The sequence below is a fragment of the Veillonella sp. 3627 genome (assembly GCF_003992195.1).
Classification (GTDB): domain Bacteria; phylum Bacillota; class Negativicutes; order Veillonellales; family Veillonellaceae; genus F0422.
Window position 1 is genome coordinate 120,625 of record NZ_RQVG01000003.1, and the last position, 25,599, is coordinate 146,223.

Consider the following 25,599-nt stretch of genomic DNA (forward strand, 5'->3'; position numbering starts at 1 on the left):
TTGTATTCACAAAATAATTTTCAAAAAGTACTTGAAAATGAGAAAGAGATGGTGTATACTATGGATAGTGTTATTGTATACGCAATTGGTTTACTAGCTGTTCTCTATGTTGCATACCGAGTATATAAAAGCGCAACACATGACGGCGGCGGATGCGGCTGTGGTGGCTCTAAAGACTCTGGAGCTGGTTGTGGCGGTTGTGGTTGCGGTGGCGGTCACGAAGAACAGGTAGAAAAGTAACTAATTCTATACCATAAGTTTGGTAAGAGGGACTCCGATAACACGGGGTCCTCTTATCTTTACAATTTTTAATTTTATTATATTATCATGTATTAATGTGACAAAGTTCACAGAAAGGAACTAACAATGTTCAACGTAAAAAAAGAAACTTTAAGAGATGCTAATGTATTTGCAGCTGGTTTAGCTTTAGGCACAGTAGGTTTGAAAGTATTAACTTCTAAAGATGCTCGCAAAGTATATGCTAATGTAGTAGCAGCTGGTCTTCGTGCAAAAGGCAGCATCTTAAAAACAACTGAAAAATTACAAGCTTCCACAGACAGCATCTTAGCTGAAGCACAAGAAATCAACGATACTCGCGACGAAGAAGTGTTAACAGAAGGAAAATAATCCATGATGCAATTTAAAATGTTGCAACGCTTGTCCCGTCGTCTTCATGTACGCATTGAGGGACGTAAGTTTAATGACGCACAGGCTCAATATATCGAAGATACATTGATGGCCTGTGAAGCCATTAACAAAGCGAACTTCTATACCCGTTCTGGGGACATCATCATCAAACATAATGGTGATGAAAGTGCGGTGAAAACTGCTTTATTCGGATTACAAGATTTGGATTTAGCCAATGCTCCAGCATTGCATGAACTTTCACCTCGCCTTGTTAACAAGCGTTACAAAGAAGAAATGATCGATAAAACATTGTTGTATATCGGTAAAAAAATCGTTTTACCAGCACCTGTTGCAGCAGCATGGTCCTGGTTCGACGGTATCAAGTTCATCGGTACAGCCATCAAAACATTGTGGCAACGCAAATTGACCGTAGAAGTGTTGGATGGCGTAGCTATCGGTGCCGCATTATTGCAAAAAGATTACTCTACAGCGGGCGCTGTGATGTACTTATTAGGCATCGGCGAAATCTTGGAAGAGTGGACATTACGTAAATCCGTACTTAACCTTGCGGAAAGCATGTCCTTGAACGTAGACAAAGTTTGGGTTCTAGCAGACGGCGTAGAAGTAAGCAAACCAATTGGTGACGTACAAGTTGGCGATATCGTAGTGGTTCGTCAAGGTGAAGTAGTGCCATTGGACGGTCAAGTTGTGGATGGCGTTGTTCTTGTGAATGAAAGCTCCATGACTGGGGAACCTGAACCGGTTCGTCGTGATACAGGTACATCTGTGTATGCAGGTACTGTTGTAGAAGAAGGTCAATGTTCCTTTGAAGTACGGACTACATGCAAACACACTCGTTTCGAGCAAATCGTAAACTTGATCGAAGAATCTGAACAAATGAAATCCGGTATGGAACAAAAAGCATATCGCATGGCAGATAAATTAGTACCAGTGAGTTTCTTAGGTGCTTTCGCAACCTTTGCCTTAACTCGCAACTTGATGAAAGCCTTATCTTTCGTTATGGTAGACTTCTCCTGTGCCTTGAAATTGTCCATTCCATTGGCAGTATTATCCGCTATGCAAGAAGCATCCAACCGTGGTATCACTGTAAAAGGTGGTAAATTCTTGGAACGCATTGCAGAAGCAGATATGATTGTCTTCGATAAAACAGGTACTTTAACAAAAGCAGAACCTGTATTCCAAGAAATCATTCCTTTCAATGGTAATGGTGCAGATGACATGTTGACATTAGCAGCTTGCTTGGAAGAGCATTTCCCTCATTCCATGGCGAAAGCAGTAGTAACAGCAGCAGAAGATCATCATTTACCACATAAAGAAATGCACTCCAAAGTAGAATACGTTGTGGCACATGGTATTGCCTCCAAAGTGGGTAATCGCAAAGTGCGTATCGGTAGCCATCACTTCATTTTTGAAGATGAAAAAACAACGATTCCAGCTGGAGAAGAAGCTAAATTTGAAAGCCTTCCAGAAGGTTGTTCCTATCTATATCTAGCGATTTCTAACGTATTGTCCGCAGTTATCTGCATTAAAGACCCAGTGCGTGAAGAAGCAAAAGATGTGATCCGTGAACTTCATGAATTAGGCGTGAAGAAAATTGTTATGATGACTGGCGATAGCCGTAAAAATGCAGAACGCGTAGCAGCGGAAATTGGTATTGACGAAGTGCATGCAGAAGTAATGCCAACTGACAAAGCTGATTATGTTCGTAAAGCGAAAGAAGAAGGCTATACAGTGATGATGGTAGGGGACGGCATTAACGACTCCTTGGCATTGTCTGAAGCACATGTAGGTATTGGTATGAATGAAGGTGCACCAATTGCACAAAAAATCGCCAATGTTACAGTGTCTAGCGATAACTTAACTGCCATCGTTGACTTACGTCGTATTTCCATGAAATTAATGGATCGTATTAAAATTAACTATAATTCCATCGTAGGTGTGAATGGTGGCCTTGTAGGATTGGGCGTCTTAGGCATAATGCCTCCTAGCTCCACTGCATGGATTCACAACTTGTTCACACTAGGCGTGGGTATGTATAGCATGACTCCATTATTGGAAAAACCAAAAACAACAAACGATGACTGCATCGAAGTAGAAGCAGTTGTAGCATAACACATTTATAAAGGCTCTCGTCTTTGACGAGAGCCTAAAATGTGGTATACTATAGTTGTAACAACAAGAAGAACCCGACGTGTGTTCGGCGTTAGGTTCATCTTAGAATCAAGCAAAATATGATGACCCTAACGTGTGCAGCGCTAGGGTCGTTATATTACTAACTACTAATTATTTTAGTAACTGTAATACGGCAACTACTAAGGTAAGAAAAGCAATGATTAATTGAATTAAATCAAAGTCACACATAGTATCACCACCTTTCGGTGATGAACCTAACTCACATCGAGTTCTTATAATTAGTATATCATAATTAGCATCCGTAAGGGTGCTTTTTTGTTTGTAAAATTGAAACAGTATATGTATTTATAAGATGGCCGATGTTTGTTATACTATAGGGAGAGATAATTTTGTTGTAGAAAGGAAATTATATGTCAACCATACAAGATGTAGTGCAACGCACGATGTATATGAGTATATTTTTTATATTAATTCCTCTAGGGGCCTATACGATTCATACGGGGATGAGCGCTATGGTGGCAGGAGTGAGCTATGCAGTGCTGTCTCTATTCATTCCTATTTTTTACTTGCGCTCTAGTGAAAGCGGCTTTGGTCCTAAGGCTCGCAGAATACCAGTTTGTGTATACGTACTAGCTTGGGCATTAGTACAAGGTGGTACCTTCTTGGTATTTAACAATTTAGATTTATCTTGGTTATGGAATCTATCTACTATCGGTCGTGATGTGGTATTTGCCATTATCATGTATTGCCAAGTGACCTTGTCTTTAGTATTAGCACTAGCAGGTGGAAAGAATACAGAGGTGTAATATGAGAAGTTATATAAAATTTTACTGCTGGTCCATGCTCTGGATTATTCCGCTCAGCTTGATATTTAGCTTAGGGCAGTTTGATACATCTAGCATTATTATGTTCGTCATTGCCTCCTTGGGGATTCCTTTGGGGCTGAAAGCGGTGCCAAGACTGGTGGGACAATTTGACTTTCACTTAGGAAAAGGCCATTATACATATTCTTGGCTTTGGTGGAATCTATTCTTTTTCTTTGGTAATGGTGTGTTGCCTTTTACCTTGCCAAAAGAACCTATCTATGTGATGCTAGTTTGGGTGTTGACTATGTTAATTGTAGTAGCACTTATGATCGGTACAGCGAAATTATTAGATTGCTGGATGGCACGTAAAGAACGTCATTACTTTATCGATACAGTGCTGAATATTTCTACCTATGCGTTGCCATTACCGATGCTATTTTTAGGAGATGTGATGTACCTAAACCTAGAGGATCCTATCATCCAAGCATCCTTAGATGCACAGGGATTTGCGGGGTTAATCGCTAGCCTATACATCGGGGTTGTGCTCATGATGGTGACCACTATCGGCAGTATGGTTCTATATTTATATCCACGTCGCACAACATTATGGCCTCGTGTGACTGCCATCGTAGTCATGGCAGTGTGGTGGGTGGCAACCAATGCCCATATCCTATTTGGTGGATACATTCCAGACTTTGTGAAAGTTTGGGCAGGAAAAGCATTGCCAGCTTTCACAGGTAGCCCATTAGTATATATTACGCCGTCCATTTTTGAAATTTGTACCATTGCACTAAGCGTGGCAATTGGATTAGGAATAGAAAAATTATGGCTAAGCAAGAAAGCTTAGAGTGCGTGAAGGGCACAAAACTTAGAAAATAGAATATTATTTACGAAGATTTATATACAGAGTGAGAAACAGGATAGGCTATAAACTTATCCTGTTTTTTGTGAGTAAAAATAATTTTCTGAAAAACCTAGGGAAGAGCGTCATTTTTTCCTTTTTCAGCATATCTTATGGTATACTAAGAGGGTATAGTTATAGGTAAGTGAAAGGGCTGGAGTATGAAAGAAGATGTACGAATTTTAATCATTAAAATGAGTTCTCTAGGCGATATTATTCATGCCTTACCAACGCTGTATGCGTTGCGTCAACAATATCCGAAGGCGCATATTGCATGGGCCGTTCATGAACAGTTTAAGGATGTTATCCCTCCCAAACCTTGGGTGGATGAAATTATCATCATAGATAAGAAACAATTAAAGCGACTTTCCTATTGGAAACAATTATGGAAGTTACTACATGAAAAAAACTTTGATATTTCCTTAGATTTACAATCTATTGCGAAAAGTGCCATTGTGGCTGGTCTTAGTGGTGCGAAGAAACGCTATGCTTATTGGGAACTTCGTGAGGGGAGTTGGCTTGTGAATACAGCGCTAGTAGGTGACCATAAAATGGATCACGTTATCGAGCGCTATTTAGATACGGCTCGTGCCTTGGGCTGTGATGTAGATGACATCGCATTCCCATTGCCGACTTTCACAGAGGCAGAAACTGCGGTGACACAGAAGTTAAATGCTAGAGGGGCTTTCATTGAAAATCCTTATATTGTCATGGCTCCAGGGGCGCGTTGGGCAGTGAAAGAGTGGCCTATTTCTCATTTTGTGGAGCTTGGGAAGCGATTGGTGGCAGCAGGTGAGACGGTGGTGCTCATTGGTGCTAAAGAGGATGTGGACAAAGGTCGTGCCATTGTGGACGGCGTCGGCAGTAACAATGTGGTAAATCTCATTGGTGATACGAACTTGAAAGAACTCATTGAGGTCATTCGTCACAGTGCTTTGTACATCAGTGCCGATACGGGGCCTTTGCATATTGCTAATGCTTTAAAAGTACCATTGATTGCTTTGTTTGGGACTACTTGCCCAGAACGGACAGGTCCTTATGGAGGCGATCATATTCATATTATTGTTTCACCTACATCACGGGCGACCTTAGAGAGACCATTGGTGGAAGATTTGGAATGTATGGCACAGATTACTGTGGACACTGTATTTGATACAGTGAAAGAAATGAGGAATTTATGATAGAGTTAGATGGAAAGCGGATAGTGGTAACCTTCTTGATGCATTTAGGCGATGTGGTGCTGACCACACCGTTTATCCATGCTCTTAGAAAGTTGGCACCTCACAGCCATATTACCTATGTGATTGATAAAAAGTTGGCAGATGTATATCGTCATAATCCTTATATTGATGCTCTAGTAGAAGTGGATAAAAAGGGCATCCATAATAGCATTGGTGGGTTGAATCAAATTGCTAAAGAGATTCGCCAACAAGGACCTGTGGATGTAGTTATCAATTTGCATCCTAATGAACGGACGTCCTACTTAGCTTGGAAGTTGAAAGCAAAGGTAACTACGGGGATGAGTCATTTTCTGTTTCGTCCGTTTATGACGAAGGTAACCCGTCTGAACCGCAAAACGGTGCATGCTGCGCAGATGTATATGAATGTGCTAGAACAGTTAGGATATACGGTGGAACATGAAGGGCTAGAAATCTTTACTAGTCCTGAGTGGGATGAAAAGGTGCAAGCATTTTATGCCTCGCAAGGAGTGACGGAAACAGATTGCCTTATTGGGTTCAATATTGGTAGTGCTGTACCAGAAAAACGTTGGCCCAAGGAACGATTTGCTCATATTGCAGATACCTTAGCAAAAGAAGGGTATAAAATAGTATTCTTTGGTGGACCTATGGATAAAGAGATGGTACAGGATGTACTAGATACGATGACGGAACCTGCCATTAAGGGAACGGGGCAATTTAGCATTGGAGAATTGGCAGCAGCCATGAAACGATGTGATTGTTTGGTCACAAATGACTCAGGTCCTATGCATGTAGGCGTGAGTCAAGGGGTACCGATTGTAGCGCTCTATGGACCATCGAATCCAGCCTTGTATGGGCCTTTCACAGAGAAGGCTGTAGTCTTAGAATCTATGGAAGATTACGATGTGAATAAAAATATGAAACAGGTTTTAAAAGAGGGCAACTACAAAGGTTTGTCTGTTATTTCTGAGGAATCTGTATTAGCAGGCATACGGATGATGTTAGAGAGAAAGGGTATGAAGTAAGGATGCACTATATTGTATTTGACTTGGAATGGAATCAGCCCTATACATTAGAACCGAATATGATACGGCGCTCAGGATTTCCATTCATTGGTGAAATTATACAAATAGGTGCTGTAAAACTAGATGAAAGTCTGCAAATTGTAGACCAATTTGAAGTATTTATTACTCCTAAATTTCTACCTATTATGCATCATTCGGTGGAGAAGTTGACCCATATTACTATGGATAAATTGCGTAAAGAAGGGGTATCTTTCCGACGTGGGTGCGAAAAGTTTTTACGTTTTGTTGGTCCCGATGGTATATTGGTGTCTTGGGGGCCCGATGATATCAACATGCTGATGGATAATGCATTTTGCCATAAGGTTCATGTACATCAAGAAGTACCTTGGTTTGATGCGCAATCTTTATATGCAAAAACGATGCACGATTGTAGTCAACAATATGCATTGCAAAAAGCGATGGATGAGATGCAAGTGCAAGCGCCGAATTTACAAGCCCATAATGGCCTGCATGATGCCATTTGTACAGCCATGGTATGCCAACGATTTCCATTTTTAGAAGCCTTACAAAAGAAGCGAGATAAACAAGGAAAACAACGGTGTTTTTATGGGCTTTCACGGCATGAACATAAAATATTTGAGTCCATTGTGACCATGCCACGTATATTCCGGCAAAGCAATCGGGCGAAAACTGCGTGCCCTGTTTGTAAGGAGCCTTTGCATTTAGACCCTATCGTGGGAGTGGTAAAACACCGCTTTTTATCGATGGGATCTTGCAAGGAACATGGCACCTTTGGGGTCCACTGGTATGTAGGAAAATCTATTAGCAAGCATTTAGGAAAACGCTATTATGTTTCCAAAATGGTCACCAATGCACCTAAAGGATTGCGTGAATTATATGCGCGTAAAAAATAAATATTAAAATTTGAAAAGAAAGGAGCTAAGTATGGAACGTAGAAATGCTTGGCATGAATATACAGAAGAACAATTACAAGAGATTGATACTTTAACCACGAAGTATCGCCATTTTCTAGATCATGGTAAAACAGAGCGTGAATGTGTAGACCAAATTGTGGAGGCTGCAGAAGCAGCGGGATATCGCAATATGGACAGTATTATCAAAGAAGGTGCTACGCTGAAAGCAGGAGATAAGGTCTATTATGTGCACATGAAAAAAGCGGTAGCTATGGTGAACATAGGTACAGAGCCGATTGAACAGGGGATGAATATCTTAGGTGCTCATATTGATTCTCCTCGGTTAGATGTGAAGCAAAATCCATTCTATGTGGATAGTGATTTAGCACTATTAGATACACATTATTATGGAGGTATCAAAAAATACCAATGGGTAACAATGCCACTAGCTATCCATGGGGTAGTGGTAAAACGCGATGGTACTGTCATCAATCTTGCCATCGGTGAAAATCCAACAGACCCAGTATTTTGCGTAACAGACTTATTGCCACATTTGGGACAGGAACAAATGGAGAAAAAGGCTGCCAAAGTGGTAGAAGGAGAACAATTGGATCTTCTTATTGGTAGCCGCCCTGTGAAAGGGGAATTAAAAGATGGTGTGAAAGCCTATGTATTGCAAGTGCTACAAGAACAATATGACTTTGAAGAAGAAGATTTCTTATCCGCAGAACTTGAAATTGTACCAGCTGGTGCAGCTAGAGAGTTAGGGTTTGACCGTTCTATGATCATCGGCTATGGACAAGATGACCGTGTATGTGCTTATACATCTTTAGTAGCGATGTTAGAAACTGAGAATGTGAGCCGAACTACCTGTACTTTATTGGTAGATAAAGAAGAGATTGGTTCTGTTGGTGCAACAGGTATGCAATCTCGTTTCTTTGAGAACTTTATGGCAGAAGTTTTGGAAGCCATGGGTCATACCTCACCATTAGCAGTACGACGAACTTTATCCAATAGCCATATGTTATCTTCTGATGTAAGTGCTGGTTTTGATCCACTCTATGCGAGTGCCTTTGAAAAGAAAAATGCTGCTTTCTTAGGTCGTGGCGTGGTATTTAATAAATTTACCGGTTCTCGTGGTAAAAGTGGCTCCAATGATGCTAATGCAGAATACATGGCTCGTATTCGCCATTTGATGGATCAAGATAATGTTTCCTACCAAACAGCTGAATTAGGCCGTGTAGATCTTGGCGGTGGCGGTACGATTGCCTATATTATGGCTCTGTATGGTATGGATGTGATCGACTGCGGCGTGGCTGTGCTCAGCATGCACTCTCCTTGGGAGGTGACGAGCAAAGCCGATATTTACGAAGCAAAACGTTGTTATTTAGCGTTCTTAGCGGCGAAAGGGGAATAATCCTATGACAACACATGGTGAAATGGAACGTGTGAAAGTAGATATTTTTAGTATGACTAAAGATGAAGCAGCGCAATTTATCGAGGATAAGGCATACTTTATGATGACTTTGCGTAAATTGATGTATGAATATTGCCCTATTGTAAAAGTAGAGCGATTTGATCCTGCGGAAGGTGAAAGTATTTCGGGGTACTTGACGGAAGATCTAGAACAAGCACAAACTCCAGTCTTATCTGTGGTGTTAGATCCCTTTGAAGTGTCTGCTATGAAAGTGGCAGAAGAACGAGGTAAATTAAAAGAGTATGTCTTTGCGGCTAGCGAAATGACAGAAGTTTTATTACAGGTATTAAAAGAAAAATTTTCTAATGGTGAAATATAGTAATTGGAGGGACAGAGAAATGTTATATATTGAATATCCAAAATGTACGACTTGCAAACGAGCAAAAAAATATTTAGATGATCATGGTATTCACTATACCCATCGTGATATTAAAGAAGAAAACCCAACAGCGGAAGAATTAGGTGTATGGTATCCAAAAAGCAAGAAAGCAGATATTAAAGCCTTCTTTAATACATCTGGTCAAATTTATCGTGGAGAAGGTATTAAAGATAAATTACCAACTATGACAGAGGATGAGAAGTTAGCCTTATTAGCAACGAATGGCATGTTGGTGAAACGTCCTATTTTGGTCTTAGAAGATACAGTGCTCGTAGGATTCAAAGAACAAGAGTGGGAAGATGCCTTAAAACGTAATGGTTTACTGTAGCTATTTTTAGTTAGTTGTGGTATACTAGAAGTAACTTTTATAGAATCTATTAAAAGAGTGAGCTGCGGCTCACTCTTTCTCTTATACTAATGCAGGGAGGGGATAAGATGAAACGTGACGCCGTAGAGGAATTTGTGTCCGAAGTAGTAGAAACGATTATAGAGTCTACGGAGTTAGAGCTTGTAGATGTGGAGTACGTGCATGAGCGGGAATGGTACTTGCGTGTATTTTTAGACAAAGAGGGTGGCATCGATTTAGATGACTGCCAAATGGTGAGTGAAAAATTAAGCGAAGTATTAGATGCAAAAGACCCAATCAAAGAAAATTACTTGTTAGAAGTATCTTCTCCAGGATTGGATCGAGTGTTGAAAAAAGAAAAAGATTTCATTCGCTACCATGGACGTGATGTAGATATTCAATTGTTTAAACCTATTGATGGTAAAAAGCAATACACAGGATCTTTGCAAGGCTATTCTGATGAAGTCATCACGATTCAGGTGCAAGAAGAACGTATTGATCTAGAACGTGCAGCTATTGCACAAATTCGTTTACATTTAGATTTTTAAGGGAGGAAACCAGTGAGTCAAGAATTAGTACAAGCGGTATTAGCAGTTACTAAACAAAAAGGGGTGGCACCAGAGATTATTTTTGATTCTCTTGAAGTGGCATTATTACAAGCCTATCGTAAAGAGGTGGGAGCAAATCAAGAGGCATATATTTATTTCAATCGTGAAACAGGCGATTACAAAGTGTTGGCTAAGAAAACAGTAGTGGACACGCCTGAAAATGAAGAAGTAGAAATTGCGTTAGTAGATGCTCGTCAATTGGATAAACGTATGGAAATCGGCGATATTATCGAAGTGGATGTAACGCCAAAAAACTTCGGTCGTAGTGCAGCCCATACGGCAAAACAATTGTTGATTCAACGCTTGAAAGAAGCAGAACGCAATATTGTCTATGATGAATATTCCAGCCGTGAAGGCGATATTTTGACTGGTTTGGTGGAACGTATTGAGGGTCGAAATGTATTCATTAATCTAGGAAAAACTGAGGCGATTTTACCTGTATCTGAGCAAATTCCTAGTGAAAGCTATGCTGTGGGAGATCGTATTAAATGCTACATTGTGGAAGTGAAAAAGACCACAAAAGGCCCTCAAATTATGATTTCCCGTACACATCCTGGTTTATTAAAACGCTTGTTTGAACTAGAAGTGCCAGAAATTGCAGAAGGTACAGTAGAATTGAAATCAGTAGCTCGTGAACCAGGTATGCGTTCTAAAATTGCTGTTGTATCTCGCGAGGAAGAAGTGGATGCAGTAGGTGCGTGTGTTGGTCCTAAAGGACAACGTGTACAAAATATCGTGGATGAGCTAAATGGCGAAAAAATTGATATTGTGAAATGGGATGAAGATCCAGCGGTGTATATTGCCAATGCCTTAAGTCCAGCGAAAGTGGTAAGCGTAGTAGCTCGTGATGAAGAAAAAACATCTTCTGTTGTGGTGCCAGATTACCAACTTTCACTGGCGATCGGTAAAGCAGGCCAAAATGCCCGTTTAGCAGCGAAATTAACAAATTGGAAAATTGATATTAAAAGTGAAACACAAGCCGCTGAAGCTGGTGAATATGTGGAATCTGATGATATGATTTCCTTGGATGCTTTTGGAGATGAAGACTAATATGAAACAGAAGTCTCAGCCTATGCGAGTATGTGTGGGATGTGGAGAACTTCTTCCCAAGAAAGAGTTAACACGTGTTGTGTTGAGTCCAACGGGAGAGATTTCTATTGACCCCACAGGTAAAGCCCCTGGACGGGGAGCATATATGGAAATGAAAGTAGAATGCCTAGACATGGCGTATAAAGCCAAACGATTAGAGCGTTCGCTAAAACATAAAGTTTCACAAGAAATTTATGAATCTTTAAAGGAACAAATATCCCATGAATAAAGAAAAAGTGTTGAATATATTAGGATTAGCACAGCGAGCAGGTCGCTTATTATCAGGCGATTTTGTAGTGGAACGGTCCATGAAGCGGCAAGCCTATCCACTGTTGATTATGGCAGAAGATTGTGCGCAGAATAATGCTAAAAAATATATGCACTTAGCCGAGTCTCATCAGGTGCCCCTTCGTTTAGTAGGGACCAAAGAGGAACTAGGTAGAGCATTGGGAAAAGAAATGCGAGCAGTTATATTAGTAAATGATGCTGGATTTGCTAAATCCTTGCTAGCTGAAATAGATAAGAATCAGTAGAGGGGGAATGTAGATGTCCAAAAAAAGAGTATATGAAGTAGCAAAAGACCTAGGTGTAGAAAATAAAGTAGTGATTGATGCTTTAAAAAAGCACAATGTAGAAGTGAAAAGCCATATGAGTACAGTGGAGGATTCACAAGTATCTATGATTAAACAATCGTTAGCAGGTGGCGCTAAACAAGCACAAAGTGAAGCACCAAAAGCAACTCAACAAGCACCGCAAAAGAAAGTACACGAATACCGTCGCAATGAAGATAGCGAAAGACGTGGACCTAAACAAGATAGAAATAATCGCAATGATCGTAACGATCGTGGAGACCGTAATGACCGTGGTGAAAAGCGTGACCGCCCATTCAATCGTGATGGTAAAAATAATGGTCAGCGAGATCATCGCAATGACAGAAATGACCGTGGAGACAATCGTTCTAACCAACGAAATGGTCAAAGCCGTGATGGTCGTCGTCCAGAAGGTCGCAATGATCAACGTCAAGACAATCGCAATGGTGGTAATCGTCCTAACAACGGTGGCAGATTCGACCGTAATAATGATCGCAATCATGATCGCAACAACAATCGTAGTAACGATCGTAATAATGAGCGTCGCAATGATGGACCACGTCGTGAACGCCGCTTAGAGATTCCACAAGTGGATCCAGCTCTTACTGTGAAAACAGAAGGTCGTGATCGTCAGGCGAGTCGTGAAGTAGATCGTCAAAAAGAAAATCGTCGTTTTGAATCTGAACATCGCAATGAAAATCGTAGCGAGCGTCGCAATAAAAAAGATAAAAAAGGCAAAAAAGGCGAACGTACTCAATCCTTAGTATCTTCTGCGTTGCAAAAAAATAAAAATAAAGTTAAACAACGTAATGAGCAACATATCAAACAAAAAGAGGAAGAACGTCGTAAAGCAGAAGCAGCGATTGCTACGTCTATCGAATTGTCTGGTCCGTTAACCGTTAAAGAATTAGCTGAAAAAATGGGCCGTGAAGTATCTGAAATCATCAAAAAATTGATGATGTTAGGTGTTATGGCTACCATCAACCAAGAAATTGATGTGGAAACGGCCATGGTATTAGCAGAAGACTTCGGCGTAGAAGTGGTAGAAGTAGAGCCTGAACAAGATCCTACAGAAATTATCGAAATCGAAGATAGCCCAGAAAGCTTACAAGCTCGTCCTCCAGTTGTTACGATCATGGGTCACGTTGACCATGGTAAAACTTCTTTATTGGATGTGATTCGTTCTACGAATGTAACAGCCTCTGAAGCAGGCGGTATTACGCAACATATCGGTGCGTACCAAGTTCGCTATGAAGGTAATAAAATTACCTTCCTTGATACACCAGGCCATGAAGCTTTCACAGCGATGCGTTTGCGTGGTGCTCAATCCACGGATATCGCAGTCCTTGTGGTAGCTGCTGATGACGGTGTTATGCCACAAACTATTGAGGCTATCAACCATGCTAAATCCGCAGAGGTGCCAATTATCGTAGCCATCAATAAAATGGATAAACCAGGCGCTAACCCTGACCATGTGAAACAACAACTGTCTGAACACGGTTTGTTACCAGAAGAATGGGGCGGTGATACAATCATGGTTCCTGTATCTGCTAAACAACGTCAAGGTATTGAAGATCTATTGGAAACTATCTTGTTGGTAGCAGAAGTACAAGAATTGAAAGCGAACCCTAACCGTAAGGCACAAGGTATCGTTATCGAGGCTCAATTGGATAAAGGCCGTGGTCCTGTATGTACAGTATTGGTACAAAAAGGTTCCTTACGTGTAGGGGAAACGATCCTTGCCGGCGTAGCCTACGGTAAAGTACGTGCTATGACGAATGAACGTGGAGAAAAAGTAAAAGTGGCTCGTCCATCTATGCCTGTGGAAATTTTAGGTTTATCTGATGTGCCACAGGCTGGTGAAGTGATATTCGCTGTAGATGACAACGAAGCTCGTTCCATTGCAGAAAAACGTATTGAAAAACAACGCATTACTGAAATGAATGCGAAAACAAAAGTCACTCTTGATGATTTGTTTAACCAAATGCAACAAGGGGAATTGAAAGACTTAAATATTATTATCAAAGGTGACGTACAAGGTTCTGTAGAAGCATTACGTCAATCCTTAGAGGGCATTAAAAACCCAGAAGTACGCATCAACATTATCCACAGTGCAGTAGGTGCCATCAACGAATCTGATGTGATGTTAGCCTCTGCATCGGGTGCGATTATTATCGGCTTTAACGTGCGTCCAGATGCGAATGTACGTAAAGAAGCAGAAAAAGAAAGTGTTGACCTTCGTACATACCGTGTCATCTACGATGCCATCAATGAAATCGAAGCCGCTATGCGTGGTATGTTAACTCCTGAATTTAAAGAAGTGATCTTAGGCCGTGCAGAAGTTCGTCAAGTAATTTCTACGCCGAAAGCTATCGTTGCGGGTTCCTATGTAACAGAAGGTAAAATCACGAATAACTCTGAAATTCGCTTAATCCGTGATGGTATCGTTATCCATGAAGGGCATATCGATTCCTTACGCCGTTTCAAAGATGAAGTGAAAGAAGTAGCTACCAGCTTTGAGTGTGGTATCTCCTTAGAACGTTACCGTGATGTGAAAGAAGGCGACGTGATCGAAGCGTACAAAATGGAAGAAATTGCCCCAGAAGTATAGGAGGTATCCATGAGTGAAGTTCGTGTACGAAAATTACAAGAGTTTATTAAACAAGAAGCAAGTCAAATCTTATTGCGCGGGTTGAAAGACCCTCGCATCGGATTTGTTACTGTTACCGATGTGCGTGTTACTGGCGATTTGCGAGAAGCTACGATTTATGTAAGCTTATTCGGCAGTGAAGCGGAGAAACAACAGTCCTTAGAGACTTTGCGCAGAAGCGCTGGCTACTTCCGCTCTGAACTAGGAAAGGTGCTTCAATTGCGCCATATTCCTAGCATTGCCTTTGATGCAGATACATCCTTAGATTACAGTATGCACATCGAAGGATTATTAAATTCTATTAAACAAGAGGAACAATAATGGCAAAAATTAGTATTGATCAATTAAAAACATCGATTGATACAGCCCATTCTATTCTTCTTACTGTTCATGTTAGTCCTGATGGAGATGCTATTGGTTCCATGCTCGCTATGTATGAAGCCTTGGTGGCCCAAGGGAAAGCTGTTCGCATGGTAGTAGATGATGTGATTCCTGAAAAGTTTTCTTTTCTTCCTCTATGCTCTAAGATTGAGCCTATTGAAAGTTTAGAAAGCGGTTATACATCGGATATGCTACTCATTTTGGACGCTAGCACATTTGAACGAATTGGAGAAGTAGGTGTACGAGTGAGTGCACCTACTTTTAATATAGACCATCATATTTCTAATACAGAATTTGCAGACGGCTTATATTTACGTCCTGATTTTTCTTCTACTGGAGAAACCGTGGCGTACCTATGTAAGATATGGAATTGGGAAATCACTCAATCGATGGGACAAGCTTTGTACATGGCTATGGGTACAGATACAGGGTTCTTTAAATTCTCTAATACAACAGCACATACGATGGAGATGGCAGGTCTATGTTTACAAGCAGGAGCGCAACCACATGTGATTTCTGAAGCTATAGAAATGGTAGAACCAGGGCGTATCGAGGTGATGAAACAAGTCTTAGATAATGTGTCCTTTCACCATGAAGGACAAGTGGTATCCATGTGCTTGACATTACCGCTGATGGAGCGCATTGGGGATGATACCGATGGGTTTGTGGATATGATTCGAAACATCAAAGGTGTGGATGTAGCTATCGTTTTAAAAGCTAAAACAGAGACGGTAACTCGTGCTAGCATTCGCTCCAAAGTGCGAGATGCAAATCAAATTGCTAGTCACTTTGGCGGTGGTGGGCATATTCGAGCAGCTGGCTGCTCTATCGAAAGTCCTATCCACGAAGCATTGGAACAAATCTTAGCGGTGATTGATTAATGGATGGTGTTATTTCTTTAATCAAGCCACCAGGCATCACGAGCCATGATGCGATCGGTATTTGTCGACGCATTTTGAAAGAGCGCCGTATCGGTCATAGTGGGACGTTAGATCCATTGGCGTATGGAGTGCTACCTATCTTTGTCGGAAAAGCCACTCGTGCCATCGAATACACAGAGTCCATCGGTAAAACCTATGTGGCGGAATGCAAATTTGGCGTTGAAACAGATACAGAAGATAGCACAGGGAATATATTACGTACTTTAGATAGTATTGAGGCTCCTAGTTGGGACGAACTAGAACAAGCAGTGCAGTCCTTCGAAGGTTCGATTGAACAGCGACCATCCAAGTATTCTGCTATCAAAATCAATGGGCAACGTGCTTATGATTTAGCCCGTGCAGGAGTAGAATTTGAACTGCCATCTCGTTTGATTCATATCCATGACATTGAGTTACTAGCCTATGCATTTCCATTCTTTACCATTCGTGTACGATGTTCTGCGGGCACTTATGTGCGTGCTTTGTTACGGGATATATGTCAGCGATTGGATCTATGTGGTATGATGACACAACTATGTCGTACTGCAGTAGGACAATGCAACATTGAACAGTCTGTGACCATCGAAGAACTAGAAACACTGGTGGAACAAGCTGTGCAGCCAGTAGATACTTTGCTAACGCACTTGCCAGCGGTGTATATCAATGATATTAATCGAACGCGCTTGGTGCAAGGGAAACAAGTTCCAATCCATACAGTCAAACCGAATGAAACTTTCTGTGTGTCGCCAGATGAAATCCAAGTAGATACATTAGTGAGAGCCTATGATGCGAATGGGTTTATGAGTATCTTACGACGATTGGATGATACCTTAAAAGTAGAGAAAAATATATACATATGATGTAAGTATAAAAATGGTCAGGAACCTCAAGGGAACCTGACCATTTTCTTGTGTATACTATTTGATAGAAAAGAATCTTATATGGCGTGTATTATAATGAATAGGATATTACAAATAAAACTGTATATGGTGACATTGTATTTCTTTTAGAGAAATACATGTATACACTTTCTATAGTCTTCGGTTGTGTTATAATAAAGAGTAAACGAAATAAAAGTTTTATTTCATATTTCAAAAGATAAGGATCAATATGAATATTTTATATACGATATCAGAGTTAGATACGATACAGGAGCCCATTGTATATGGAATGGGAACCTTTGATGGACTGCATTTAGGTCATCAATCAATCATTAAGGAAGTCTGTGACAGCGCTAAGGCATGTCATGGAGTTTCTGTGATTGTTACCTTCGATGCCCATCCATTTACTATATTACAACCGAAACAAATTCCACCTCGTTTGTTACAACGAGAAGAACGATATGATATGTTAAAGGCTATGGGTGTTGATTATATATTGGAGCTTCCTATGACTCAAGAATTAGTAGCGCAGTCAGGGGAAGATTTTATTCATGGTTTATGTGCCCATCGTAATGTACTGAAAATAGTGGTAGGTGCAAACTTTAATTTTGGATATAAAGGGTTAGGCAATTCTCAGTTAATTCGTCAGTTATATCCGTCTATTGAAGTCCATGATCAAGAATTGGTGCGTTATGATTGGATTGATGCGCCTATATCGAGTACTGCCATACGCAGTAGCATTTTACGTGGTGATATTGAATTAGCTAATACCATGCTAGGTAGACCTTATCGATTTACTGGCACAGTAGTAAAAGGGGATCAACGGGGGCGCACTTTGGGGTTTCCTACGTTAAACTTTCATTTCCCAGATACTATGGCAGCGCCAGCTGATGGTGTGTATGTAAACCAAGTATATATTGGTGGCAAATGGTATGGTGCAGTAGGTAATATGGGCGATAATCCGACTTTTACCAATCAATATCATCGTTTTGAAACCCATTTATTTGATTTTTCTGATGATGTATACGGAGAAGTGGCTACGGTAGAATTTCTTGCTTTTATCCGAGGAGAAGTAAAGTTTGATTCCCTGCAAGCCCTTATCGATCAAATGGAAGATGATAAGACCTTTGCATTAAAGCATTTACATAGTACTATCTATAAAAAATTCTAAGGAGTATATCTATGAAATTACAAGAAAATCGCCAAAAAATTGATGCTATTAATAAAGAAATGATTCGCCTCTTTGAAGAACGTTTGAGTATTGTGGTAGATATTGCAAAATATAAAGAAGAGCATCAGATGAAAATTCATGATGTACAAAGAGAGCAAGAAATCCTTGCATCGGCTGTACAAGTATTGGAAAACCCTGAATTAGCGGATTATGCAAAAGAGTTTATGAATGAGGTAATTCGTATTTCTAAAGAGTATGAAAAGAACCATGTTCATCAACATATTTTCTTAATTGGTATGCCTGGAGCAGGTAAAACAACGATTGGTAAAGCCTTAGCACAGGCATTAGGCTTAGAGTTCTTTGATGTGGATACAGAAATCCAAGAGCGTACAGGAAAATCCATTCAAAATATTATTATTCATGATGGAGAAGAAGAATTCCACCAATTAGAACTCAATGTAATTCAAGATTTGGTGAGCAAAAAAAATGCCAGTGTCATTGCTACAGGTGGTGGTACGGTATTGTGTGATGCCACAGCTGAACTGATGCGTGAATCTGGTTATGTGGTATTGATCCAACGAGATGTAAAACAAATCCTTGACGATTTAGATATGGAAATTCGTCCATTATTAAAAGAAAGTATTGAATATATTTTCCGACTGTACGAAGAGCGTCAACCAATTTATGAACGTGTGAGTCACATTAAAATTGAAAATATTAGCAATGTAGCAGATGTGGTACAAGCTGTTATTTCTGCATTGCCCAATGCATCTCTATGATAACGGTATTAGGAACGGTATACCGTGTAATCTATAAGTCCCCTCAAGAAGATTACTGTATATTTATCGTGCGGGATTATCAGGAAGATACTCATACTTGTACGGGAAATATAGCACCTCCCAAAGTAGGGGAAGAGGTGGAAATTAAAGGTAAGTTTGTCATCCATAAAAGATATGGCAAACAGATTGCTGTCCAAAGCATACAACGTGTGATGCCAGATACCTTAGCAGGTGCTAGACGGTATTTAGAAAGTCTTAGTGTGAAAGGGTTAGGGCCTAAATCATTAGATAAGCTGCTGGACTATTTTGGAATTTCTATTCTAGAGATTCTTAAAAACGAAAATCCTATGGAATTATTAGAAGTTCCTAATATATCCCTTAGAACAAAGCAAGAACTGTATAAGGTTTTGTTAGGTGAAGGAGTCCTGCAGGAAATTAATGATTTTTTTGCTAAATACAATATGAGTAATCGTTGGAGTCGCCAACTTTACGAAGTGTACGGTGCTAAAAGCATAGAAATGCTGCAAGATAATCCTTATTACCTATTGACGGTGGATACAAACTTGCCTTTTTCTGTAGTAGATCATTTTGCAGCAGAATTAGGATTTCCCTTTGATAATCCAAAGCGCATCGATGCAGGGATTCGCTTTACCATGGAGCAGATCGGATCTTCAGGGCATTCTTGTATGCCCGTAGAGGAATTGATGGTACAGTTGTCGAATCTATTAGGTGATGAGTATATCGATGTGATTGTAGACCGTTTAGAAACCTTAATTGAAACAAAGCGCTATGTACAGGTAGATCACGACGATGTACTGTATATCTACCACCCTACTGTGTATCGAGCAGAAGTAGACAGCGTAGATTTCACAGAAGCTTTCCTAGATAATGATGTACTACCTTTATTGGATGGTGATGATTTCTGCAAAAGTTATGAAATTAAGCATTCCATGGAGTTAGGGGTGGAGCAAAAGCAAGCTATTCATATGGCGCTTAGTCATCGATTCTCTATTATCACTGGAGGTCCAGGTACAGGAAAGACCACTATTATCAAAGCCTTAGTAGAAGGATTTCAGCAAGGAAATTTAAAACGTATTGTCCTCTGTGCGCCTACAGGACGAGCTACAAAACGTCTGTCGGAAGCGACGGGTATGGAGGCTTATACTATTCATCGCTTGCTAGAGCCAGAACTTGATAATACTATTTATACCTTTGCCCGGAATCAAGATGAGCCATTAGAGGTAGATGTAGTTATCGTTGATGAATCATCTATGCTTAATTTAGAGCTATACTATGCCCTGATACAGGCGATTCCACCTAGTGCTTATGTGGTCCTTGTGGGAGATGTGGATCAATTGCCACCTATTGGTGCGGGCTTTATTCTGCGAGATATGTTGACTAGTTCTGTAATACCTTATCAAGGGTTAACGCAGATTTATCGCCAACAAGAGGGGAATCGAATCATCGATAATGCCTACGCGATCAATCATGGTGAGATGCCCGATCTATCGAGTTGTGATGAATTTCAATTTGAAAGTGCTCATGATGTGGAAAGTGTCCTATTAGCGGTTACTAAGCATTATCGAGAGGAATTACAGTACGTAGAGTCTGACCTAGATATTCAAATCGTTTGTCCTATGCGTAAAGGCGTCATAGGTAGTGCGGCTATTTCTAAATATTTGCAAGAAGAATTGAATCCGAGAAGAAGTGGTGAAGAAGAATTAAAAGTAGATGGTACAGTGTATCGCATTGGAGATAAGATTATTCAAATGGAAAATAATTATGATCAAGATGTGTACAATGGAGAAATTGGTGTAATTACAGATATACTTGGCAAACAGGTACATGTAAAATTTCCAGATAAATCGATGACTCTTGACGAAGAAGATATGATGACGATGGCACTTGCTTATGCAATTACGGTTCATAAAGCACAGGGTAGTGAATATGAACGTATCATTCTACCATTTATTTCTGCCTATAATGTGATGTTACAGCGAAATCTACTCTATACAGCGATTACACGTGCTAAGGATAAGGTGTTACTTATCGGTAGCGAAACGGCTGTAGATACAGCGGTGAATCGAGTAGATACAAATTATCGATATACATTATTTAAAGAACGCTTAGAGGGGGCGATCTAATGAGATTATGGGACGTATTGTGTCCACCTACTTGTATCCATTGTGGTAAAGATGTATATACTCAAGGCGAGTGGTGTGATACATGTTTGCAAGCAGTTATGCATGAACGTTGTATAATAGGTCCAAAATTTTCTTCTTTAGAATGTATATATATTCTAGCAGATTATGTAGGTGGCATTAAAACCATGCTACACGATATAAAATTTAATGGAAAAAAGGAGCGAGCTCTAGGAGCCGCTCCTTTTTTACAACGTTTTACAGTTACTTGTTTGGATATGAAGTATGTACCAACCATTGTTGTACCTATTCCCATTAGTGAAAGCAAACGGAAACAACGGGGTTATAATCAAGTGGATGTGCTATTCAAAAGTTGGGTTATGCAACAAGGTTGGAATTGGGTAGATTTATTGTTGAAATTAGATGGATCTAAACCGATGTGGACATTGACAAAGGAAGAACGACGAAAAAATATGAAAGGTCATTTCTTAGTTCGTTCTACTATGGTGGATGCCTATGTAGACAAAGAAATCAGTATATTACTAGTGGATGACATCTATACAACAGGGGCCACCTTATTAGAAGCAACGGAGACAATCCATGCTGTCTTACCTAAAGCAAAGATAAAGGCTCTCACTTTAGCAAGTGGAGCCTAATGATTATCCTAATATTTCTATGAATGCTTTCACCACATCTGGATCAAATTGTGTGCCAGAGTGTCTAAATAGTTCTTGTTTGATCTCGCTACGAGGTTGTAGGCTTGTATCTGAAGCTGGATCGATGGCTGTTACGTAGTAATCAGCAATACCAATAATGCGAGCTCCTAATGGAATATTAGCGCCTCGTAAGTGTTTAGGAAATCCTGTACCATCCCAACGCTCATGATGGTATTTAATGTAAGGGATGATAGGCTGGCAACATGGATAGTTTTCAATCATGCTAGCCCCAAATACAGGATGTTGCTTGTATTTGGATAATTCCTGACGGTTGAAGTAGGGAAATTTCATCAAGGTAGTGGTAGGTAAGCAAATTAAGCCTAAATCGTGTAAACACGCTGCGTGGCGAATCAATTCGATTTCACCTTTTGGCAAACCCATTTTAGCAGCAATGGCTACAGCATAATTGGCAACCTGTACTGAATGCACATATAAAGTTTGGCTTTTCATCTGAATCATTTGTAAGAGTTGTAAGGTTACTAACTCTAAGGTGCTTTTATCTTGTTCGTAAGCCCCTGATTCTTGAATTAATGATAACATAAACATGTGCAAACCCTTCCTAACAAACAGAAACGGTGTACTCTCTTTTGGAAAACCACCGTTTTTATATTCTTCGTTTACTTAAGTACACACATTATACAATAAAATTCTATCCTTGAATATACCCTATAGAGTGGACAAAAATGTACTGAAAAGTTCTCATCATTTACATAAAAAGTGAGAATGTGATAAACGTGGGATGGAGTAAAGCTGATGTATATTTGATGAAAAAAAGCAAGTCTTTTTTATAGATGTACTATATAAAAATGATATAAGTAAAATGAAAAATATCATAATAGTTCCTAAGTGACAAAAGTAAAAAATATAGATATAATAAGAGTACATAACGGGTCTGTGGTTGAAAGTCGAGGCCAGTCGCAGGCGAAACGATCCACATAAGCAATGAGAAATTGTGAGCATGGTGCGGCTTAGATGTAAGACCTGCCGACAAAATATGTCGAGAGGGGTAGTAGTGGGGAGCATGGCTTAAGAGCGAACCTTCCAGCAGGCGAGTGTGGGGGCAAAGACCAGGTCAGCCGTATGAAACACAGCAGAAATTGTTCTGCTGTGTATTTTTTTATGCTTTTTTGGTATATCAGTTTCTATATATTGCTTATACAATTTAACAAATATAACAAGAATTAATAAAAATACAAAATATATGTAAATTTATGTTGACTAAATATTCATGTAGATGTATAATTAGTGCATAAGATATACATAAGATATTTAGTAAAGGAGACCAATTATGAAAGCAAATGTAAAAAAATTAATATGTACGGGCTTATTAGCTTTAGGTGTAGTAGCACTACTAGGGGGATGTGGCTCTCAAGGAGGAGACCAAGTACAAAAAGGAAGTGTCTTGAAGATAGGCACTAATGCAACGTTTGTACCGTTTGAGTTTAAGCAAGAAGGATCCGAAGAATTACAAGGTTTTGACATCGATGTAGCTAAAGAAATTGCGAAACGGACAGGTAAAACTATTGAATTTAAAAATGTTCCTTTTGATGCACTAGTACCAGCTTTAGATAATGGCGAAATTGATTTAGCAGCATCGGGGATGACCATTACAAAAGCACGGATGGAAAAAGTTGGTTTCAGTATGCCTTATTATGAATCCGGTATGGCTGTGGTTGTCAAGGAAAGTAGCGTTATTAAAAGTTTAGATGATTTGACAGGAAAAACGATTGCCGTACAAATGGGTACTACAGGGGCAGACTTAGCAAACAAAATCAATGGAGCTATAGTAAAAAACTTTGACCATACTAGCGATGCTTTATTAGAATTACAAAATGGTGGTGTAGAAGGGGCCTTAATTGATTTGCCAGTGGCTCAGTATTACGTAGCCAAACATAGTGATCAACACTTAACGATTATCGCTTATCCAAATACGAAAGAATACTTTGGCTTAGCTATGAATAAAAAAAATAAAGACCTAGTAGATAGTGTAAATAAAGCATTGACAGAGATGAAGCAAGATGGTACTTTAAATAAGATATACCAAACATGGTTTAAAACTGACATGCCTAAGGATATTCCCGTGACATACGAAGGAAAATAATGTACTATATAAGGAGGCTTTGTGCCTCCTTATCTGTGTTGAATGAAAGGATGGATAGGTAACGATGGATTTTAATTGGCAGTTAATTGTCGACTCTTTACCCCTGTTAATTGGAGGGGCTGGAATTACAATTCAAATTACCCTCATGAGTGTGGGCTTTGGTTTCTTTATTGGACTAGTAGTGGCGCTGATGAACTTATCACGATTTAAAGTGATTCGTTTGATCGCAAAATGTTATGTAGAACTATTTCGTGGCACACCACTATTAGTGCAAATCTTTATGATTTACTTTGGTGGTCCTAAATTATTGGGGGCTATCGTTAATGCCAATGGTGCGCCAGAACCAATTGGACCCTATTTAGCCGCCGTATTAGCTTGTTCTATAAATTCTGGTGCTTATGTATCTGAAATTTTCCGTGCCGGTATCCAATCTATTAATAAAGGTCAAATGGAAGCAGGTCGCTCTTTAGGTTTAACTTGGTTCCAAACGATGCGCTATGTTATTATGCCACAAGCTTTCAAAGCTATCATTCCACCATTGGGCAATGAATTTATTGCTATGTTGAAAGATACTTCTCTAGTAGCAGTTATTGGTTTTGAAGAATTGACACGTCGAGGACAATTAATTATCGCTCGTACCTACGGTTCCTTTGAAATTTGGACAGCCGTAGCGGTGATTTACTTGATTATGACATTAACCATTTCCCGACTCGTAGCGTACTTAGAAAGGAAATATAATATCAAATGATTCAATTACAGAATGTACATAAATACTTTGGACAATTGCATGTCTTAAAAGGCGTTTCTACAGAAATCGATGCTGGTGAAGTAGTGGTTATTATTGGACCATCTGGCTCTGGTAAAAGTACTGTATTGCGCTGTATGAACTATTTAGAAGAACCAACAGAAGGTGACGTGATTGTAGATGGCAAGAACTTAAATGTGAAAGAAAACATCAACAACGTACGCGCTGAAGTGGGCATGGTATTCCAGCGGTTTAATCTATTTCCTCATATGACTGTAATAGATAATATTACCTTAGCACCACAAAAAATTAGAGGACTTTCAAAATCTGAAGCGGAAAGCATTGCTCGTGATTTATTGGGAAAAGTAGGTTTATCCGATAAAGCAGAGGCGTACCCAGAACAATTATCTGGGGGGCAGCAACAGCGTGTAGCCATTGCTAGAGCGTTAGCGATGAAACCAAAAGTCATGCTTTTTGACGAACCTACATCAGCGTTAGATCCAGAGATGGTTAGTGAAGTATTAGACGTTATGAAAGATTTGGCTAAAGAGGGGATGACTATGGTCATCGTTACTCATGAAATGAGCTTTGCCAAAGAAGTAGCTACACGTGTATTATTTGTAGATGGTGGCGAAATTTTGGAAGAAGGAACACCAGCAGAAGTATTCGATACTCCAAAACATGAACGAACAAAGTCTTTCTTATCAAAAGTTATTCGATAAGACGATATCAGAGAAATATAACTACCCTATATATGGAGTTTCCTATGTAGGGTAGTTTTTTTGTTGTGAAATTAAGTGTGATATCTAAAATTTTACTAATGAATTGATTGGTATGCCTAGACCTATATGTACTGCTATAAATAGATATATGTAATCATATATCCATTATATGTTGTAAGGAGTACACCGTTTTAGATAGTAGTGGTATTTATTTGTATGAGTATAAAATATAGTGAATAACTTACGCAAAAAGAATAATTATGGTATTGTTTCATAG

27 protein-coding genes are annotated in these 25,599 nt (G+C 39.6%); 26 read left to right on the forward strand and 1 reads right to left on the reverse strand.

All coding sequences use genetic code 11. The annotated features are described in order from the left end of the window. Positions 1–60: 60 nt before the first annotated feature. The 23 genes from EO114_RS02770 to EO114_RS02880 all read left to right on the forward strand — a co-directional run bounded on the left by EO114_RS02770 (position 61) and on the right by EO114_RS02880 (position 21,694). Complete coding sequence (locus EO114_RS02770; RefSeq protein WP_127061402.1) at positions 61–240, forward strand: FeoB-associated Cys-rich membrane protein; 180 nt, start codon at positions 61–63, stop codon at positions 238–240. Between the two features lie 126 nt (positions 241–366). Then, the gene (locus tag EO114_RS02775) at positions 367–627 is read left to right on the forward strand and encodes a DUF6110 family protein (RefSeq protein WP_127061405.1); all 261 of its coding nucleotides are present in this window, start codon (positions 367–369) and stop codon (positions 625–627) included. A 3-nt stretch (positions 628–630) separates the two neighbouring features. Continuing rightward, entirely contained in the window at positions 631–2,760 is a 2,130-nt protein-coding gene (locus EO114_RS02780) for a heavy metal translocating P-type ATPase (protein WP_127061408.1), read from the forward strand. Between the two features lie 431 nt (positions 2,761–3,191). After that, positions 3,192–3,587, forward strand: a complete 396-nt coding sequence (locus EO114_RS02785) for a hypothetical protein (protein ID WP_127010882.1) — start codon at positions 3,192–3,194, stop codon at positions 3,585–3,587. Between the two features lies 1 nt (position 3,588). Further along, positions 3,589–4,434, forward strand: a complete 846-nt coding sequence (locus EO114_RS02790; protein ID WP_206168661.1) for a hypothetical protein — start codon at positions 3,589–3,591, stop codon at positions 4,432–4,434. A gap of 215 nt (positions 4,435–4,649) precedes the next feature. Then, positions 4,650–5,669: a lipopolysaccharide heptosyltransferase II gene (gene waaF, locus EO114_RS02795; RefSeq protein ID WP_127061412.1), complete on the forward strand. Its 1,020-nt coding sequence runs from the start codon at positions 4,650–4,652 to the stop codon at positions 5,667–5,669. Beyond that, positions 5,669–6,712: a glycosyltransferase family 9 protein gene (locus EO114_RS02800; protein ID WP_127061431.1), complete on the forward strand. Its 1,044-nt coding sequence runs from the start codon at positions 5,669–5,671 to the stop codon at positions 6,710–6,712. The genes waaF and EO114_RS02800 overlap by 1 nt, the downstream gene beginning before the upstream one ends. Before the next feature lie 2 nt (positions 6,713–6,714). Continuing rightward, the gene (locus EO114_RS02805) at positions 6,715–7,626 is read left to right on the forward strand and encodes a 3'-5' exonuclease (protein WP_127011124.1); all 912 of its coding nucleotides are present in this window, start codon (positions 6,715–6,717) and stop codon (positions 7,624–7,626) included. A 31-nt stretch (positions 7,627–7,657) separates the two neighbouring features. Next, positions 7,658–9,043, forward strand: a complete 1,386-nt coding sequence (locus EO114_RS02810; RefSeq protein WP_127061415.1) for an aminopeptidase — start codon at positions 7,658–7,660, stop codon at positions 9,041–9,043. Positions 9,044–9,047: 4 nt separating this feature from the next. Next, positions 9,048–9,422 (forward strand): hypothetical protein, encoded by a 375-nt coding sequence (locus tag EO114_RS02815; protein WP_062403195.1) that lies wholly within the window; start codon positions 9,048–9,050, stop codon positions 9,420–9,422. Between the two features lie 19 nt (positions 9,423–9,441). Next, positions 9,442–9,810 (forward strand): arsenate reductase family protein, encoded by a 369-nt coding sequence (locus tag EO114_RS02820; protein WP_009372193.1) that lies wholly within the window; start codon positions 9,442–9,444, stop codon positions 9,808–9,810. Between the two features lie 107 nt (positions 9,811–9,917). Next, on the forward strand, positions 9,918–10,376 hold the full coding sequence (gene rimP, locus EO114_RS02825) for a ribosome maturation factor RimP (protein WP_009372209.1): 459 nt from the start codon (positions 9,918–9,920) through the stop codon (positions 10,374–10,376). A 12-nt stretch (positions 10,377–10,388) separates the two neighbouring features. After that, the gene (gene nusA, locus EO114_RS02830; RefSeq protein WP_009372179.1) at positions 10,389–11,486 is read left to right on the forward strand and encodes a transcription termination factor NusA; all 1,098 of its coding nucleotides are present in this window, start codon (positions 10,389–10,391) and stop codon (positions 11,484–11,486) included. Position 11,487: 1 nt separating this feature from the next. Next, on the forward strand, positions 11,488–11,754 hold the full coding sequence (gene rnpM, locus EO114_RS02835; protein WP_038145077.1) for an RNase P modulator RnpM: 267 nt from the start codon (positions 11,488–11,490) through the stop codon (positions 11,752–11,754). Further along, positions 11,747–12,058 (forward strand): ribosomal L7Ae/L30e/S12e/Gadd45 family protein, encoded by a 312-nt coding sequence (locus tag EO114_RS02840; protein ID WP_009372159.1) that lies wholly within the window; start codon positions 11,747–11,749, stop codon positions 12,056–12,058. Before rnpM ends, EO114_RS02840 begins: the two co-directional genes overlap by 8 nt. A gap of 13 nt (positions 12,059–12,071) precedes the next feature. Next, a complete protein-coding gene (infB, locus tag EO114_RS02845; protein WP_127061417.1) occupies positions 12,072–14,726 on the forward strand; it encodes a translation initiation factor IF-2 in 2,655 nt (884 codons plus the stop codon). Between the two features lie 9 nt (positions 14,727–14,735). Continuing rightward, complete coding sequence (gene rbfA / locus EO114_RS02850; protein ID WP_009372220.1) at positions 14,736–15,086, forward strand: 30S ribosome-binding factor RbfA; 351 nt, start codon at positions 14,736–14,738, stop codon at positions 15,084–15,086. Beyond that, positions 15,086–16,027, forward strand: a complete 942-nt coding sequence (locus tag EO114_RS02855; RefSeq protein WP_127061419.1) for a bifunctional oligoribonuclease/PAP phosphatase NrnA — start codon at positions 15,086–15,088, stop codon at positions 16,025–16,027. Before rbfA ends, EO114_RS02855 begins: the two co-directional genes overlap by 1 nt. Continuing rightward, positions 16,027–16,926 (forward strand): tRNA pseudouridine(55) synthase TruB, encoded by a 900-nt coding sequence (truB, locus tag EO114_RS02860; RefSeq protein WP_126940974.1) that lies wholly within the window; start codon positions 16,027–16,029, stop codon positions 16,924–16,926. Before EO114_RS02855 ends, truB begins: the two co-directional genes overlap by 1 nt. 250 nt (positions 16,927–17,176) lie before the next feature. Further along, the gene (locus EO114_RS02865; protein ID WP_127011120.1) at positions 17,177–18,118 is read left to right on the forward strand and encodes a bifunctional riboflavin kinase/FAD synthetase; all 942 of its coding nucleotides are present in this window, start codon (positions 17,177–17,179) and stop codon (positions 18,116–18,118) included. A gap of 11 nt (positions 18,119–18,129) precedes the next feature. Further along, positions 18,130–18,897, forward strand: coding sequence for a shikimate kinase (locus tag EO114_RS02870; RefSeq protein WP_127061421.1), 768 nt, complete (start codon positions 18,130–18,132; stop codon positions 18,895–18,897). Next, complete coding sequence (locus EO114_RS02875) at positions 18,894–21,041, forward strand: ATP-dependent RecD-like DNA helicase (protein ID WP_126940976.1); 2,148 nt, start codon at positions 18,894–18,896, stop codon at positions 21,039–21,041. The genes EO114_RS02870 and EO114_RS02875 overlap by 4 nt, the downstream gene beginning before the upstream one ends. Next, positions 21,041–21,694 carry a ComF family protein gene (locus EO114_RS02880; RefSeq protein ID WP_127011119.1) on the forward strand — a complete coding sequence of 218 codons (654 nt, stop codon included), beginning with the start codon at positions 21,041–21,043 and terminating at the stop codon, positions 21,692–21,694. Before EO114_RS02875 ends, EO114_RS02880 begins: the two co-directional genes overlap by 1 nt. A gap of 3 nt (positions 21,695–21,697) precedes the next feature. Here EO114_RS02880 and EO114_RS02885 read toward each other — a convergent pair whose 3' ends face one another. Then, positions 21,698–22,300: an HD-GYP domain-containing protein gene (locus EO114_RS02885; protein WP_062403170.1), complete on the reverse strand. Its 603-nt coding sequence runs from the start codon at positions 22,298–22,300 to the stop codon at positions 21,698–21,700. 739 nt (positions 22,301–23,039) lie between these two features. Here EO114_RS02885 and EO114_RS02890 point away from each other — a divergent pair. The 3 genes from EO114_RS02890 (at position 23,040) to EO114_RS02900 (ending at position 25,322) form a co-directional block, all read left to right on the forward strand. Further along, positions 23,040–23,855 carry a basic amino acid ABC transporter substrate-binding protein gene (locus EO114_RS02890; protein WP_369813347.1) on the forward strand — a complete coding sequence of 272 codons (816 nt, stop codon included), beginning with the start codon at positions 23,040–23,042 and terminating at the stop codon, positions 23,853–23,855. A gap of 64 nt (positions 23,856–23,919) precedes the next feature. Further along, entirely contained in the window at positions 23,920–24,603 is a 684-nt protein-coding gene (locus EO114_RS02895; RefSeq protein WP_009372151.1) for an amino acid ABC transporter permease, read from the forward strand. Beyond that, a complete protein-coding gene (locus tag EO114_RS02900; RefSeq protein WP_127011117.1) occupies positions 24,600–25,322 on the forward strand; it encodes an amino acid ABC transporter ATP-binding protein in 723 nt (240 codons plus the stop codon). The genes EO114_RS02895 and EO114_RS02900 overlap by 4 nt, the downstream gene beginning before the upstream one ends. The last annotated feature ends 277 nt before the right edge of the window (positions 25,323–25,599 follow it).